We start from the raw sequence: 16,031 nt of genomic DNA on the forward strand, positions 1-16,031 counted from the left end.
AGGAGAAGACGTGGAGACGAGTGTGGAACTCGCCGGCCTGGCATCGGCGGCCGCGGCGCGCCTGATCGATCTGCTGGCGACGGACGGCTGGGCCGCGGTCAAGTCCTCGGTCCTGTCTCTGTGGCGGTCCGCGCACCCCGAGCGCATCGAGGAGGAACTCGCCGATGCGCGCGGCGAGTTGCTTCAGACACAGCAGACGGGCGACGGTCAGGAGCTCCAGGAGCTGCTGGTCGCCGAGTGGCAGGCCCGCATCATCCGGCTGATGGCCACGCGGCCAGAGGCCGTCGACGAGCTGCGCACGCTGTTCGGCAAGGAACTGCGCGCTACCGGAACCCCGGAACAGCAGATCACGGGCTCGATGACGCTGGAGGCACACGTCTCCGGCGGCGACGCCTTCCTGGCCGGCCGGGACATGACCGTCACCAGAGGCGGACAGGCGTGACGGAACGCGACACCGACGCCACGCCCCCCGACGGGCCGCCCCCCTGGCAACCAAAACGGCTGGAGGCGACCGTGACGGGAGGTGGCAGCTCCTTCCAAGCCGCCCGCGACATGCACATTCGCGTCGGCGACGAGGGGCGCAGAACCCTGCCCGGCCCCGGTGCCGCCCAAGTGCCATGCCCGTACCCGGGCTTGGCCCCGTTCGGCGCGCTGCACAAGCAGTGGTTCTACGGCCGTGAGCGCATGGTTCACCTGGTGTGCGAGCGGATGGACGCCCGGATGCATGAGGGCGGCCCGCTGGTGCTGATCGGCCCCTCGGGGGCCGGGAAGTCGTCCCTGCTCGCGGCCGGAGTGCTGCCGGCCCTGGACGACGGACGGCTTCCGGTGGCGGGTTCGAGCACCTGGCCCCGGCTGCTGCTGACCCCGACGGCGTCCCCGGCCCTGGCACTGGCGGCCGCCGCCGGGCTGGACGCCGAGACCGCCCGGCGCACGGCGCCGAAGTGGTGGGCCGATCCCGCACAGTGCCTTGCCGAGCTGCGCGAGATCACCGGAGCCGGCGATCCGGCACCCACCCGGGAGTCCCTCTCCGCGGGCCTGGTCGTCGTGGTCGACCAGTTCGAGGAGGTCTTCACGGCCTGCGGCGACGAGACCGAACGGCAGTGGTTCATCGACGTACTGGACCGTCTGGCCCGGCCCGCGGGCGGTGCGGTCGTGGTGCTGGGAGTGCGCGCGGACTTCTACGCCGCGTGCACGGCCCATCCGCAGCTCCGGGCGGCGCTCCAAGCCGGACCGGTCCTGCTGGAGCCGATGATGGAGGACGAACTCAAGGAGGCGATCCGCCGTCCGGCCGACAACGTGGGACTTGACGTCGAAGACGGCCTGGTAGAGGTGCTGCTGGCGGACCTGGGCGCGGTCGGGGGGCCGGTCGGTACGAGCACCACGGGCCGGCTGCCGCTGCTCGCACACGCGCTGCGGGCCACCTGGCAGCAGCGCCACGGCCACACGCTCACCGTGGACGGATACCGCGTCACCGGCGGCATTCAGGGCGCCATCGCCACCACGGCGAACCGGCTCTACGACACCCTGCCGCCGCCCTGCCGCGAGGCCGCACGGTGGGTGTTCCTGCGGCTCGTCATCGTGGGGCGCGACGCCGACGACAGCCGACGCCGCGTCCGGTACGACGAGTTGCTGCGTCACGCGCCGGACCGGGAAGCGGCCGAAAGAGTTCTGAACGACTTCACCCGTGGCCGGCTGCTGACCCGGGACCAGGACGACACGGTGGTGATGACACATGAGGTGCTCATCCGCGCCTGGCCCCGGCTGAGGGACTGGATCGAGCACGACCGCAACGGGAACCTCGTACGACAGGATCTGGAGGAGGCGGCCGCGCTCTGGGAACAGGCCGGCCGGGAGGCAGCCGCGCTGTACCGTGGCAACCGCTTGGAGGCCGCTCTCGCCTGGGCCGAAACGCACGGGCCGGAACTCAGCGGTGCGGCCCGGGCATTCCTGGCAGCCGCCCGCCACCACCAGCGGCGCGGGCAACGGCTCAGGCGCGCCGCGGTCGCCGCCATCACCGTCCTGGCCGTGGTCGCCTCGCTGGCCGCGGTGTTCGCCTTCCGGCAGGAGTCCCAGGCCCGGGCCGCCGCCACCGAGGCCCTGCGAGCCCGTAACCAGGCCATCAACGCCGCCGTCACCTCCGCGTCCGTGCAACTTGCGCCGACTGATCCCTCGCTGTCCGCTCAACTCGCGCTGACCGCCTACCGCATGGACCCGACCCCGGAGGCGGCATCCCGGCTCATCACGACCGAGAACACACCGCTGGCCACCCGGCTTCCCGGCCCGCGCGGCGCGGTGTACACCGTGGCCTACAGCCCCGACGGGCACATACTGGCCGCCGGGAACGTTCGCCAGAGGCTCGTCCGGCTGTGGGACGTCTCCGATCCCAGCCGTCCGGTGGCGCTGGGCAAACCCGTGCCCGTGGACCGTTCCGTCAACTCGATCCTGTCGCTCGCGTTCAGCCCGGACGGCCGGGTGCTGGCCGTCGGCGGCCACACCAGCCGCAACGGCGTCGCCGGTTCTGGCGGATTCGTCGACCTGTGGAGCCTGACCAGCCCCAGCCACCCGGTCCTGCTCGGTCGGCTGAAGAGTCCCGCCATTCAGGGCTTGGACGCCGTGACCTCCATCGAATCGCTGGCGTTCAGTCCCGACGGCCGTACCCTGGCCGCCGGATGGCACGCCGGACTCGTCAGCCTGTGGAACGTGACCCGCCCCGACGACGTCAACCCTGCGGGAGCACCCCTGAACCTCGACTGTCCCGACATTTTCTCCCATAGCATCGCGTTCAGCCCGACCGGGCAAACCCTGGCCGCCGCATGCGACGACGACGCCGGCACCATCCGCCTGTGGAATACCACCGACCCGGCCCACCCCGCCCGCGGCCGCTCCCTGAAGGCCGGGCGTCCCGTCCACTCCCTGGCGTTCAGCCCCGACAGCGGCACCCTGGCCGCCGGATCCAGCGACAGCAAGGTCCACCTGTGGAAGGTCGCGGACCCCGGCCACCCCGCCCCCCTGGGCAAGCCGCTGACGGGTCCCGCGCAGCCCGTCATGTCGGTGGCGTTCAGCCCGGACGGTCACACCCTGGCCGCCGGCAGCGCCGACCGCGCCATCTATCTGTGGAACGTCACCCACCCCGAGACCATCGGCCCCCTGGGCCGGCCGCTGACCGGTCCCGGCGACGCGGTGACCGACGTGGTGTTCAGCCCGGACAGCCGCACCCTCGCCGCCGGGAACAGCGACGGCAACGTCGATCTGTGGAATCTGCCGCCGACCCGGATCATCGGCGCCGGCGGCAATGTGGCATCCGTGGCGTTCAGTCCCGACGGACGCACCCTGGCCACCGGAAACCAGAACAAGACCGTCTCGCTGTGGAACACCGCAGACCCCAACCACCCCATTCCCCGCGGTGATCCGCTCACTGGCCCCGAGGACCCGGTCAACGCCGTGGCGTTCAGCCCGGACGGGCGCACCCTGGCCGCAGGCGACAGCGGCGGCACCGTCACGTTGTGGAACACCTCCGACCCCAACCATCCCGTTCGCCTCCGTGAGACCCTCACCGGGGCGAACGGGCTCATCTTCTCCCTGGCGTTCAGCCCCGACGGCGACACCCTGGCCGCGGCCGGCGACGACGAGCATGGCAGAATCGCCCTGTGGGACGTCAGCGACCCGGCTAACCCCGCCGCCCAGTCCGACATCTCCAATTCCGACACATCGTCCGTCGCATCCCTGGCGTTCAGCCGCGACGGCACGATGCTGGCGGCCGGTGGCGACGGCAGCAATGGCACCGTCGGTCTGTGGAGTACGACAGACCCCGGGGTCCGCGTCGGGGAGCAGATCGAACAGCCCACCGGCACCAGCACCTGGGTGGCGTTCAGCCCCGACGGCCGCACACTCGCCACCGGGAACAGCCGCGGCACCATCACCCTGTGGAACGCCACCGACCCCAACCACCTCACGCGCAGGGGCAGTCCCCTGACCGTACCCGGCGGCAGCCTGTGGTCGGTGGCGTTCAGCCCGGACGGGCGCACCCTCGCAGCGGCCGGCCACACCGACAACGGCACCATCAACCTGTGGAACGTCACCGATCCCGACCACCCCACCCCCATCGGCCGACCGCTGACCGTGGAGACCGGATTCGTCGCCGTTCTGGCGTTCAGCCCGGACGGTCACACCCTGGCCGCCACCACCGACGACGGCGTGGCCACGCTCTGGGACCTGAACGTCGAGCCCGCCATCAGCCGTATCTGCGCCGGAAGCTCCGGCGCCCTGAGCCGGCAGCAATGGAGCCGATACGTTCCCCAACTGCCGTACGACCCACCCTGTGTGACCAGCTAGTGTCCTGCGCCTGCAGTTTCAGGTGTAAGTCCGTATGCTGTTTTCATATCGCATCGAGGCCCGCGGGCTGTCGAGATCGTGCTCTCCGAGGAGGAGCGTGTCGAGTTGTCGCGCCGGGCGCAGGCAGAGCAGGGGTCCGGCCGGCCGAGCGCGCGCAGATCATCCTGGCCTGCGCGGACGGTGCGTCAAGTAGTCAGGTCGCCGTCGCGTTGGGCGTGAACGTGGCGACGGTGCGCAAGTGGCGCTCCCGGTTCGCGGCTGGCCGGCTGGCAGGCCTGGCGGACGAACCGCGGCCGGGTCGGCGCAAGGCGGAACTGGTCTTGACCGAGGCCGAGCGTGTGCAGTTGACGCGCTGGGCCAAGCGGGCGAGGACTGCGCAGTTCCTCGCGCTACGCGCCAAGATCGTGCTGCGCCGCGCGACACCGCACGCCGCGAGGGCGGCTCCGACGCCGTCCCGCGCCGCCGTCGAGGGTAACGAGCCGGATCCCTCCCCTCTGGCCCCGGAGGAATCCGGCTCGCTCATTCCACCCCGTGACCACGCGCCCTCAAGTCACCAGTCCTCCTGCGAGACGTAGGTGTTGCAGTAGGTGCCGAACTGTTCCATCTGCTGCTTCACCACGGCGCGCTTCTTCGATACCAGAAGCCCCCAGCCACTTCCCGACTTCGAAGACCCTGGGTCAGGTGCCCGGGCTTGAACGGGTTCCGCGGCTGTGCGACCGCCGACCGCGGGTCCGGCGCCTGCCGGCTCCCAGCCGGTCCCGGCTCCGAGGGTCCCGCGAGGCCAGTTCGACAAGTGCCGGGTGCAGGGCCGGCCTTTCGGCAGGGGATGATGCGTTTCCGGCGACCGGAGGGTCCTTGCGGCCGTACCGGTTGAGCCAGGTGAGCTGCAGGAGCAGGGCGAGGCCGGTGGCGGCGGCCGCAACCCACTGGAACGGGCCGCGAGGTGCGGTGTCGAGCAGCGCAGTGACGGTGAACGCCGTCTCCCCGATTAGCAGCAGCGCCCCGGCGGCGGTGAAGCAGCCGCTGTCCGGGCGCGATCGAGGAAGGTCGGCTCTCCACGCCGCGTGGAAATCCTGCCTGGCGGCACGGAAGGCCGTGTCGCCGAGTTCGATTCTGCCGAGAGTGGCGGGCACGGTGCGGCGGCGCAGCGCGGCAAGCAGGGCATCCGGCAGCGGGTGTCCCGCGGTGCGCGCGGGGTCCGCGCCGGACCGGGTGAGGCTCAGGTTGCCTCGGTGGTTGACGGTGGCGAGCCCGTCGAGCAGAAGCCGGGCTGCGGCGGCCTGTGTGTCGTCCTCGGCCCAGCGGCGGCCGGCGGCCGCACGGTAGGGGTCGGTGGCGAGCGCGGCGGCGCGGCGCTCGGCATCTGCCCGGCCGCGTCGGCGGCGCAGGCCGTGCAGCGCGTACAGCAAGGCGGTGAGGGGCACGACAGCGCAGGCGAGGGTGACAGGGTCCACGGGCGGAGCCTAAAGGAGTGGTCCCGTAGGCCTGTCGTCCACGGAGGTTCCCGAGTCGGTCCCGGACGGGCGTGCTGCGAAGGGAGCCGCGAGCCGCTGCAGTCGTCCGCCGCCGCGGGAGAGAGGAAAGGGTGGCGCGGAAGCCTTCGCCGACGAACTCCGCGCAAGCACAACCCCGAAGTTCAGTCGCACGCCATCGGGCGACCTTCATCGCGCCGCGACGAAGGCGTCGTCAGCGAAGCCCATGGAGAGCAAGCTCAGCATCCTGCCGGTTCACTCACCTGCCGGGTAGCCGGCATCGACAGCTGAACATTACTGCGCCGCAGAAGCCACGCGCGCGGCATGGGGGTGAGACGGGCTGCTCCCCCCAGCTCCGCAACCGGGGTGACACGGGGCGACTGTCGCGGGAACAGCAGCCCGGGCAGGCCTGTCGGCTACCCGACACCACGCACTACACCGGGGACATGAGTGACCCAGGAGTAGAGAACACCTGAAGGCGGGGCTCTCGGCACCGATCGGGCGGCGCCCGACGAGGCCCACGCCGTCACCCCTGATCGCATCCGCCGCGGGCGTGGCGGGTCTCCGGACCACCCCTGTGGCAGGCGTACGTCACGAGTCGCTCCGCCGCGCACCCCACCGCCAGGGGCGATGGGGCCGCGGGGGTGGGAACCACGGAGTCACACGTCGTGGGCGGGCGGGACGCCGGGTTTGCCGCCGCGGGCGCCACCGGTCGGCCCGCCCCTTTTCCCCTGCTCCCACCCGCACCGCGGTGCGCCCCCGTCCTGCAGCGAGCAACGAAACTGCTGCGAATTCGTGGGGTGTTTGAATGCAGCCGGGGTCGTCTGCGTAGGAGATGGAAGGTCTTCACTTTGACCGTCATTCCCGGGCAGCACGACGCGTAGGAGTACTTTCGTGAGACGCAACGCACGCAGACGCCCTACAGGCGCACGGCGCGCGACCTTCGCATCGGTCGCGCTGATCATGGGCGGAGGGGGGCTGGTAGCGGCGAACTTCTACGCCTCGGCGCACGAGTCCAACGACTCCGGGCAGAACCGGACGAAGTCTGCTGCCGCCCAGATCGCGACCATCAAGTGCCCTGATGTCGGGCAGCAGTTGGCGGACGTGCCGGACAAGGCGCGGGCCGGCGTCGACATGGAGCTGGCGAACCTCGACAAGCAGGTCAACGAGGCCTATGCGAGGCTGACGTCCACGCGCAAGGCGCAGGCGGGTGACACGTCGTTCGTGCAGAACGCGATCCTCGGTCCGCTGAAGGACAAGCGGACGGCGGTGATCGACAGGATACGGATGGGCATCGAGCGTGTCGGCGGTACCTTCGACGACTCGCTGAAGGAACTCGCGAACTGCACCGCGGTGGCCGCCGACCAGGTGCAGGCCGATGCCGGCCAGAACAACGGCGACCAGCAGCCCGGCGGTGAGCAGGGGCAGAACGACAACGGCGGGCAGCCGAACATCGGCGGTCAGGTCGGCAACGGTCCGGTGGCGGACGACTTCGTGGACATCACCAAGGTCCAGCCCAACGTCCAGTCGGCGCCGCGGGCCAACGGCAGTGCCTCGACCGGCACGTTCAGCGTCTCCTGCGGTGTCAACGAGAACAACAACTTCAACACCGACAACCTGATCGTGGCCCCCGGTGTGAACAACGGCGCGCGCCACACGCACGACTATGTGGGCAACCAGGACGTCAACGCCTTCTCCAAGGACCAGGACCTGGCCAACGCCGCCACCACCTGCTCGGAGAAGGGCGACAAGTCGGCCTACTACTGGCCGGTCCTGCGTCTGCAGGACGGCACCAAGGAGTTCGACGACAACAAGCTCGGCGGCGGCGCGGAGGGCAACGCGGGCAGGATCCTCAAGGCGAGGACGGCCGAGATCACGTACGTGGGCAGCCCGACGAGCAAGGTCGTCGCGATGCCGAAGTTCCTGCGCATCATCACCGGTGACGCCAAGGCCTTCAGCAACGGCACGGCGAATGCCAACGCGCACTGGAGCTGCACCGGGTTCGAGGACAAGGTCCAGCTCACGGACAAGTACCCGCTGTGTCCCCAGGGCAGCGGCGTGGTCCGCTCGTTCGCCTTCCAGAGCTGCTGGGACGGCCGGAACATCGACAGCGCCAACCACCGCTCGCACGTCGCCTTCGCCGACGCCGAGGGCAACTGCCAGAACGGCTTCAAGGCGATTCCGCAGCTGACGATGCGGCTGGTGTACGACGTTCCGACGCCGACCATCGAGAACGGCCAGGTGAAGAACCCGTTCGCGGTCGACGGGTTCCAGACCGAGTTGCACAAGGCGATCACCGACCACGACGACTTCATCAGCGTCATGGACGGCAACCTGATGAACAAGGTGGTCGACTGCATCAACGGCGGTCGGCAGTGCGGCACCGGAGCCGCGGAACAGCCACAGGACAAGCCCACGGCGACCGTTGACGCGGGCGCCGGGTCCGGGAACGGCAAGGGCGGCATGAACCACGACACCTCCGGAAACATGAACCCGCCGCAGGCAACGCCCAGCACGCGGGCGGCCGAACCGGCGCGCGAGGGCCCGACCACGGACCACAGCGCGGCGCCCGAGGCGGACAAGGCGTCCTCCCCGGCCGGAGAGGTGGACAAGGCGCCCTTGTCGGCCGAGCAGAAGGACAGCACGCCCTCCCCGGCCGAGTACCAGGACGAGGCGCCCTTGTCGGCCGAGTACCAGGACGAGGCGCCCTTGTCGGCCGAGCACCAGGACGAGGCTCCCTCCTCGGCCGAGCACCAGGACGAGGCGCCCTCCTCGGCCGAGCAGAAGGACAAGGCTCCCTCCTCGGCCGAGTACCAGGACGAGGCTCCCTCCTCGGCCGACCAGGGGGAAGAGCCCACAGAGGCATCCCGGAACGGCTCGGACGACAGCCAGGTCACCGGTGCGGCCGACCCCGAAGCCTCGCCGGTCGCTTCGCCCGCCGGTGGGGGTGCTCCGTCCACGGAGCCGCAGACCGAAACGCAGACGGTCGCGGGTGACCTGGCCGAGACCGGCACGACCCTGTGGCCAGCCATGATCGGCGGGGCGCTCATGCTCGCCGGTGCGGTGCTCCTCCTCGCCAAACGGCGGCGCCGCTCCGTGTGAGGTGACGTCACCAGCAAGAGTTCACGAGCGAGACCGCCCGTACCTGCCCCGGCAGGTACGGGCGGTCTCGCTCACCGCCGAGCCGGCCGGCGCGGAGTCCGCCGGCCGACGCCGGCCCGGCACCCGTCGGCCGTCAGCGCCGACCACCCAGGCCGCTCAGCAGCTTCGGCAGTGCGGAGCCGATCGGTTCCAGGATCACCTCGTCGGCGACGGCGTCGTACGGCGTCGGCTCAGCGTCACGACGACGAGCCATGCACCGTGATCGGCGGCCACTCCCGCCGGCCCCGCCGCGGGCTGGACCTGGAGGCTGGTGCCGAGGACGACGAAAATCTGGCACGCCTTGGCGATCGCCATCGCCCCACTCAGGACGACCGGGTCGAGCCGCTCGTCGAACATCACGGTCGCCGACTTCAGGATGCCTCCGCACTCCAGGCACGGAGGGTCCTCCTCGCCCGGCTCGACCCGGGCGAGGGGTCCTCCATCGGACTGCGGGCATGGCACCGCGTGCACACCACGCCGTGCACCGTTCCGTGCAGTTCCAGCACCTTGCGGGCCGGCATCCCGGCCCGCTGGTGCAGCCCGCCCACGTTCTGCGTGAGCCCCCGCACCGGCACCCCGGACCGCTCCAGCTGCTGCGAACGGCTCGCTCGATGTTGGTGAGAAGCAACGGTGTCATGGCGGCGATCCGGCCAGCAGGCACTGACAACGGCCGGACGCTCACGGCAACCGGCTGCTGCCTTCAAAACTGACGAACATCTCCCGGCTCCTCGACCCCGGACCGCCTCCCCAACTCATCGACAGATGCTGTCGGTGAACATGCACAAAGCCACCCGTCCGTCACCGGCTTCGGAATCACCGGGTGACACGTTGATCCAGGCTGGGCTCTACGGCCCCTGCCCGCTCCGTGGGAGCTTCGATTCTTCCCCGGCCTGAAGGCCAGCACATCCGCCAAGGAGACCAGGTCACTCTCGGCGCGCGGTCAGGGCGCGGTGCCAGGGGCCGCAGGCGTGGCGCCCCCGCCGCTCCAGCGAAGGGCGACGTCGAGATGGGCACCGGCGTTTGCGCTGGCCAGGACGGCGCCCAGCTTGCCGTCCAGCACGACTCCGAAGGTGACCTCCACCTCGTCGGGCCGCTCGGCCAGGGACCGGAAGCCACCGATCACCTCGGACGCGGCTGCGGTGACCGGCGCGAGTGCCTCGCGCAGTGATGTCGCCGCACTCTCCAGACGTGTGCCGAGTCCGACGGCGCCGGTGCCGGCTCGGGCCGGCGGGGCGACGAGGACGACCGTGCCGTCGGAGAGGGTGAACTGGATTGCGTCCGGCATGGGGGCTCCTGGACAGAGACGTCGGGGCGGGGTGATGGGGTCAGGTCGGGGTGGCGCAGAGTTTCGCGGTCAGGGACTGGGGTGAATGGCCCATCTTTGACTGCACGTTGTCGAGGGAATTCAGCAGCTCCTCCGGGTCCTTCACGTCGCCCTGCGCGTAGTCCAGGACGGCGCGGTAGAAGGCGGCCGATACATCCGGGTCCATCGCGTCGGCAGCCGTGAAACAGAGGGTGGCGTCCGAGCGGAGGATCTCGGCAAGTTCCTGCTGCGTGTTGCTGTTCGCATAGTCCGTCACGTCCTTGCGGGCGGACAGCGCGTAGCTCGTGGACGCATCGACCCAGGCCTGCTGGGCCTTCTCGCTCGCGAGGTATGAGATCAGCTGATCGGCGCTCGCGTTGTTCGGGTCGTCGTCCTTCGTGAACTTGCCGATGTAGTCCGCGGAGACCTGGAGCGCGTTCTGCAAGGGCTCCACATGCCGGTATCTGCCGGCTTTCACATCGTCCTGTTCGAAGGCCATCGCGGACAGTGCACCGTGGCTGAGGGAACACGTCGGAGAAGGCCTCATCATGCCGCCGGTGGCCTTGAGGAACGGGAGCTTGGAGGCACCGACGAGGCTCTCCTCCACCAGGCCCCGCCAGGTTTTCCACGCGTTCTGCACCGAAAGCGACTTCCATTTCGTATCGCCGGAGAGCCAGTCCTTGTACTTGCGGACGCCCTGTTTGTCGGCCAGCAGGATGTCCGCGATCCAGTCGGCACCGGGCCAGCCGGAGGTCGGGCCGGACTCCAGGCCCAGACACCACCGCTCGGGACGGTCCCGGAAGCCGGACCAGCCCTTCGGCAGTGGCCCGGCGATGCCGGGGCCGTGCCAGACGAGGCTCTTGATGTCGGCCTTGACGGGGACCGCGTAGACCTTCTCCCCCTTCATGCCCAGCCCGCGGAACGGCTGGACGAACGAGCTCGTGTCGATGTCCAGGGCTCTGAGGTGCTTGCCCGCGTAGAAGTGCACCGCGGCGACGCTCGACAGCACCGCCAGGTCCGGAGGCGCGTTCGCGCCGACCGCCGCGTCGAGCTGCTGGGTGAGATCTCGGCTGACCTGCACGTCGACCTTGACGTGGCGGTCGTTCTCGAACTTCTGGATGACCGCGTAGAACGCCTGGAACTCGTTGCCGGACCAGGGCACCATGATCGTCACCCGTCGGACCGGCGCATCGCACCCGGCCGCCGCCAGGAGCAGTGTGAGGACAAGGATGCAGCGCACGAGGGCGGCTGTCGTTCTTCTCATGAGCGTGGGAATCTGTACTCGGCGAGCCGGGGACGATAGGCGAGATAGGCGAGGGCGCCGGCCGCGGCGAGCAGGGGCAGCATGACCGCCATGGCGGCGTCCGGCGCCCGGTCGAGCGAGCACAGAACGCCGGTGGCGATGCCGACCACCGCGGTAGCCAGCCATGCGAGGGCGAGGGCCGGGCTGGGGTACTGGCGGTAGTGCCGGGCGATGATGCGACCGCTCGCCCACACGAGTACCAGCATGACGACCGCTGGACCGATGAGCAGGGGCCAGAAAAGGACAGGGTTCAGCCAGTGTGACGCACGCTGCTCGTCTACGGCCTGCTGCTGAAGTTCCTCCAGATCTTCGAGTGATGCCATCAGGCCGCCCGTGAACGTCACGTTGTCGTTGTCACCGGCCTTCTCCCGCTCCCGGTTCAGCTCCTGGCGTGCCACGTCCATGCCGGACTCGTCGCGCACCGCCCTGTTGGCACGTTGCACACAGGTGGTCAACTGCCCTTGGACGAACTGGATGTGGCTCAGCCCCAGCCGTCCTGCGGCATTGCCCTCGGTCGCCGAGGTGAGCAGGCTGCTCACGCGAGCGGTGGCGTTGGTGAACTGCACGCTGGTGCCGATCAGGTCCTCCGCCTGGGTCTCGGCTACGCCCTTGAGCGCATCGTCCGCCTTCCCGGCCGCGACCTGTGCGTCAAATATGTCTTTGATGGCCGCGTCCGTGCGCTCGGCTGCGGCCACCTGGTTCCCCGCCTGCGTCGACACCACCACGTACAGCAGCGCCGTCATGGCCACCGTCACCAGCACACCCGTCCTGAGCCACCGCAGCACCACGACGGGGTGAGCCGCCCTGAGCCGGGCCGGCAAGGACCTCCACACTCCGCTCACCGGGCATCCACTGGGCCGTCGTTGGCCCCTGACTCCTCGAACCGATACCGGCACTCCTCGCAGTACTTCGCTGCGACGGACACCGCCGCCGTACTGCACCGGGGGCAGACGCGTGCCTGCGAGGGGCCGTTGCCCACCGGGCGTTCGGCCGCCTCCACAGGCGGCCCCGCCGTCTTCGTGGAGTCGACCCCGATCTTCTGGATCTGCGCCCGGGAGACATCGCGCCGCACCCGCAGCCGGCCGTCGGGTCCGGTGGCCGCCACGGTGCGCAGCAGTTGGAGGCGCGGGAGATCCTGGAGGTCCTCCGCGAGGCCGGTCGCGAGGCGCAGTTCGTCGTCGGCGCGGGGCAGGTCGCCGCGCAGATGTGCGTCGGCGCAGGCGCGCATCGCCATGCCGAGTTCGCGTTCGTTCTCGACCCGGGTGAGGTTGGCCGAGCGGGGGATACCGAAGCCGGGTGTCGAGAGACGCCGTACGACCATGGCCGCCGCATCGGAGCATGGCAGGCGCGTGCCGTCGGGTCTTTCGGCGTGCAGGGTGATGCGGGCGGCACGCAGCTTCTCGTCGGGAGTGAGGGTGTGCGGGTCGAAGTGGAGGGATACCTGGTACTGCCGGGTTTCCGGGGACCAGGAGCCCAGTGGGACGTGGATCTCGTCGCCGTGCGGACGGACTGTCAGTTCGGCCTCGACCGGGCGTGTCTGGCGGACGAAGGCGAGCTGGAACCGGTGATTGAGCCGCAGGCCCAGATAGACGCGGGGCACGAGGATGCGCTGCGCCTGACGCATGAGACGGCTGAAGTCCTCGGTGAGGTCGGTGATGGTGAGGACCGCCTCGGCGGTGCCGTGCAGCGCCTCGGTGATGCGCAGCAGTTCGGCGTAGTGCCAGTCGTCGCCCAGTCCGCGTGCGTCGCAGACGAAACGGTCCACGCAGCTCGTGAGGATCTCGGCGAGTTCGCCCTCGGTCTCGTGCTCGTCCTTGCCGTCCGTGTAGAGCACGGCGTGGCGCACCGCACCAGGGGCCGCCGAAGCGAACAGCTCTCGGGCGCACGTCAGCCACTGGCCCATCGCCGTGCCGCCCTCGGCCGGTTGGCCGATGACTCGCAGCTTGGCGTCCTCCCGCGCCGTGGCGTCGACCCGGGCCAGGCCGCCGTCGGCGGGGAAGATCACGTCGGCCTTGTGGTTGCCCGCGACGATGCCCAGATACGTGCCGTCCCGCAGGGTGTCGATGGCCGCGCACATCGCGCGCTTCGCCTCGTCCAGCTTGCCGCCGTTCATGGACAACGACCGGTCCATGATCAGGACTTCGGCCCCCGGTACGTCATGGGACGCGTCTGTGGTGGAGCGTCCCGTGACGGTGACGAGGGCGTCCGCGCGTTGCTCGTCGTAGGTGAGTTCCGGGACTGCGTCCACCTCCAACGCAAACCTGAGTCCCCAGAATGGCTTGTCCCCCACCAGCACCCCCCGATTGCGTTGCCGCGCATCACTGTCGGATTGTGATGAATAGTCTACTCAGCGTATCGAGAGCTTAGCGTTCCGGCGGCTCCTCCGCGGCGGGAACGACCCGTTCCTCCGCGTCGCCCCGCCCGTCTCCACCGGAGCGGGGGGCGCAGCCGGTTCGCCAGATCCACCAGTGCGACGTACTCGGGTTCGGTGGACGCGTGCGGGCCCAGCTCGCGGATTGCGTACGACAACCGCTCACGGTCCCGGTCGTGCAGGAAGTCCGCGTACCGGATCTCGGCGCGCAGTGCCGCCTCCGCGGCCCGGTCCACGTCGAGGTCCGCCAGGCCCGCCTCGGCACGCTCCCGGTCGTCGACCGTCGGTGCCGGGTGGGCCGGCCCGCCCAGGGGCATGACGCTGAGGCGCACGGCCGCCACCTGCGCCTCCCGTTCGTAGCGGAACTCCTGCGCCAGCCGTACGGCGGTGCCCACCGCCCTCGTCCGCTCGCCGGCCAGCAGATGGATCCGGGCCAGCCCAAAGCCGGCCGCTCCGAGCGCGGGGGTTGTGTCGAAGACCGCGCCGTAGTGCGAGCGGGCGGCGGCGAGGTCCCCCTGCAGCTCGGCGCACAGGCCGAGGGCGAGCTGCGGTACCAACTCGCCGGGAACGGACGTGCGCACGGTGGTGAAGGCCGACGTGGCCGACCGCGCGTCCTCGCGGGCCAGTGCGATCAGGCCGGAGTACCAGGCATGCAGCCAGTGCCAGTCCGGCAGCCCCGCCGCCGCCAGCGCCCGCTCCGCGAAGTCCGGGGAGCGTTTGCGCAGGGCGCTCCGGCTCTCGGCCAGGGCGCGCCTCGTCGAGCCCGCCACGTCCGGGGCGTCCGGATCGGACAGCGGGGCCGGGAGCGCATCGATGATGTCGCCGGGCGGGGGCGACGCGAACGGCGCCTGCATGGTCAGCGTCGCGTCCTCGCCGGGCCGCGCCCGGACCCAGTGGTCCATCGGCCGTGCCGCCCCGAGCCCACCGTGCAGCGGCTCGGTCATCGAGCCGAACAGGGCGGACGGGCGTGCCACCTGACGAGATGCCGGAGGCGCCGCCACGACTTGCCGGATGACCCCGCTGAGCTGTTCGCCGAACTGCCGCGCCGACACGAACCGCCGCCAGGGCCGCTCGGTGTCTGTGGCCCGCTCCAGCAGCAGATTCAGCGAGTCGATGCCCGGCGCCGAGCGGTCCGTCCAGCGGGCGCGGCACACCTCCAACAGGGTCACGCCCAGGCAGTAGAGGTCGAAGCCCGGCGTCGGGCAGAGGCGTTCGGGGTCGCCCGGCGGCGGTGCGTACGCCGTGGTGTACGCCACGATCGGGCCCTCTTCCCGCTGACGGCGGACCGCGCCGAAGTCGATGAGCCGCACCCGGTCCTGCGCGCCCGACGGGCTCTGTTCCCGGAAGCGCACGATGTTCAGCGGTTTGACGTCGCAGTGCAGCAGGCCCCGGGCGTGAAGGTAGTCGAGCGCCTGGAGGATGCGGACGCCGTGCGCGAGCAGAGTCTCCGGCCGGTCTCCGTCAACGGCCGCCAAAGGGACACCCGGGACGTACTCCAGGACGAGGTGCGGTCCCTCGTCCTCGAAGCCCAGGATGCGCACGATGCTGTCGTGCCGGAGCCCGATCAGGACGTCCCGTTCGTGCAGGGCGGTCTTGGCGACGGACCGGTTGAGGGCCTTGAGGACGACGTGGGTGGCGAGATTGCGGTCGTGGGCGAGGTAGGCGGCGCCGAACGCCCCCGAGCCGAGGACGCCTTCGACGTCGTAGCGGTCGGCGATGGTGAGGCCGTGGGGCCGTGCGAAGTCGAACCAGTGGCCGCACGCCGCGCAGTACCCCTCCGTGCGGCCCGGTGCGCCGTCGCGGCCGCGGCCGACCGGCTGCCCGCAGGCGGCGCAGTAGCGGTGTTCCTCGGCGAGGGGGTCCGCCGACGGCGGCGGCAGGTCCGGTGCGTCGGGGCCGGGGCTGGGGCCGGGGGCGGAGTCGACGAGGCCGAGGCCGTACCAGGGGTCCGGCCGTACGGACGTCACGCCGATGCCGACGCCCCGAACCGGCTGCGGTACGGCAACCGCCGCGGTGGCGTGGTCCTGGGCCAGCGGCTCCCGGTCGCACGCGCCGCAGAAGTTCTGCCCGTCGATCTCTCCACGGCCGCAGTCCGGCCGGTTGCACATG

General features: G+C 70.6%; 10 protein-coding genes and 1 pseudogene. 4 read left to right on the forward strand and 7 right to left on the reverse strand.

The features are described 5' to 3' along the window. Positions 1-10: 10 nt before the first annotated feature. From QCN29_RS17690 to QCN29_RS17700, 3 genes are read left to right on the forward strand one after another with little or no spacing between them, the layout of a single operon-like run. Positions 11-442, forward strand: coding sequence for a hypothetical protein (locus tag QCN29_RS17690; RefSeq protein WP_279929166.1), 432 nt, complete (start codon positions 11-13; stop codon positions 440-442). Next, positions 439-4,332 carry an nSTAND1 domain-containing NTPase gene (locus QCN29_RS17695; RefSeq protein ID WP_279929167.1) on the forward strand — a complete coding sequence of 1,298 codons (3,894 nt, stop codon included), beginning with the start codon at positions 439-441 and terminating at the stop codon, positions 4,330-4,332. The genes QCN29_RS17690 and QCN29_RS17695 overlap by 4 nt, the downstream gene beginning before the upstream one ends. Next, a complete protein-coding gene (locus QCN29_RS17700; RefSeq protein ID WP_279929168.1) occupies positions 4,278-4,907 on the forward strand; it encodes a helix-turn-helix domain-containing protein in 630 nt (209 codons plus the stop codon). The genes QCN29_RS17695 and QCN29_RS17700 overlap by 55 nt, the downstream gene beginning before the upstream one ends. A 102-nt stretch (positions 4,908-5,009) precedes the next feature. Here QCN29_RS17700 and QCN29_RS17705 read toward each other — a convergent pair whose 3' ends face one another. Continuing rightward, entirely contained in the window at positions 5,010-5,786 is a 777-nt protein-coding gene (locus QCN29_RS17705) for a hypothetical protein (RefSeq protein ID WP_279929169.1), read from the reverse strand. A gap of 912 nt (positions 5,787-6,698) precedes the next feature. Here QCN29_RS17705 and QCN29_RS17710 point away from each other — a divergent pair. After that, complete coding sequence (locus QCN29_RS17710) at positions 6,699-8,906, forward strand: DUF1996 domain-containing protein (RefSeq protein ID WP_279929171.1); 2,208 nt, start codon at positions 6,699-6,701, stop codon at positions 8,904-8,906. 133 nt (positions 8,907-9,039) lie between these two features. On the opposite strand, the pseudogene QCN29_RS17715 reads toward QCN29_RS17710, so the two are convergent. The 6 genes and pseudogenes from QCN29_RS17715 to QCN29_RS17740 all read right to left on the reverse strand — a co-directional run. Continuing rightward, positions 9,040-9,538: pseudogene (locus tag QCN29_RS17715) on the reverse strand (Sir2 family NAD-dependent protein deacetylase); the annotation flags it as partial. A 347-nt stretch (positions 9,539-9,885) separates the two neighbouring features. Beyond that, a complete protein-coding gene (locus QCN29_RS17720; RefSeq protein WP_279929172.1) occupies positions 9,886-10,230 on the reverse strand; it encodes a CU044_2847 family protein in 345 nt (114 codons plus the stop codon). A gap of 40 nt (positions 10,231-10,270) precedes the next feature. Continuing rightward, positions 10,271-11,512 carry an ABC transporter substrate-binding protein gene (locus QCN29_RS17725; protein WP_279929173.1) on the reverse strand — a complete coding sequence of 414 codons (1,242 nt, stop codon included), beginning with the start codon at positions 11,510-11,512 and terminating at the stop codon, positions 10,271-10,273. Further along, positions 11,509-12,393, reverse strand: coding sequence for a hypothetical protein (locus QCN29_RS17730; RefSeq protein WP_279929174.1), 885 nt, complete (start codon positions 12,391-12,393; stop codon positions 11,509-11,511). The genes QCN29_RS17725 and QCN29_RS17730 overlap by 4 nt, the downstream gene beginning before the upstream one ends. Next, the gene (locus QCN29_RS17735; protein WP_279929177.1) at positions 12,390-13,799 is read right to left on the reverse strand and encodes a vWA domain-containing protein; all 1,410 of its coding nucleotides are present in this window, start codon (positions 13,797-13,799) and stop codon (positions 12,390-12,392) included. Before QCN29_RS17735 ends, QCN29_RS17730 begins: the two co-directional genes overlap by 4 nt. A 95-nt stretch (positions 13,800-13,894) precedes the next feature. Then, on the reverse strand, positions 13,895-16,030 hold the full coding sequence (locus QCN29_RS17740) for a tetratricopeptide repeat protein (protein WP_279929178.1): 2,136 nt from the start codon (positions 16,028-16,030) through the stop codon (positions 13,895-13,897). Position 16,031: the final 1 nt, after the last annotated feature.

This window comes from Streptomyces chengmaiensis (assembly GCF_029846775.1).
In the GTDB taxonomy this organism is placed as follows: domain Bacteria; phylum Actinomycetota; class Actinomycetes; order Streptomycetales; family Streptomycetaceae; genus Streptomyces; species Streptomyces chengmaiensis.

Excerpts from the sequence above, each read along its gene's own strand:
- QCN29_RS17700 (WP_279929168.1), top strand. The coding sequence starts at position 4,278 with ATGGAGCCGATACGTTCCCCAACTGCCGTACGACCCACCCTGTGTGAC.
- QCN29_RS17720 (WP_279929172.1), bottom strand. The coding sequence starts at position 10,230 with ATGCCGGACGCAATCCAGTTCACCCTCTCCGACGGCACGGTCGTCCTC.
- QCN29_RS17725 (WP_279929173.1), bottom strand. The coding sequence starts at position 11,512 with ATGAGAAGAACGACAGCCGCCCTCGTGCGCTGCATCCTTGTCCTCACA.
- QCN29_RS17740 (WP_279929178.1), bottom strand. The coding sequence starts at position 16,030 with ATGTGCAACCGGCCGGACTGCGGCCGTGGAGAGATCGACGGGCAGAAC.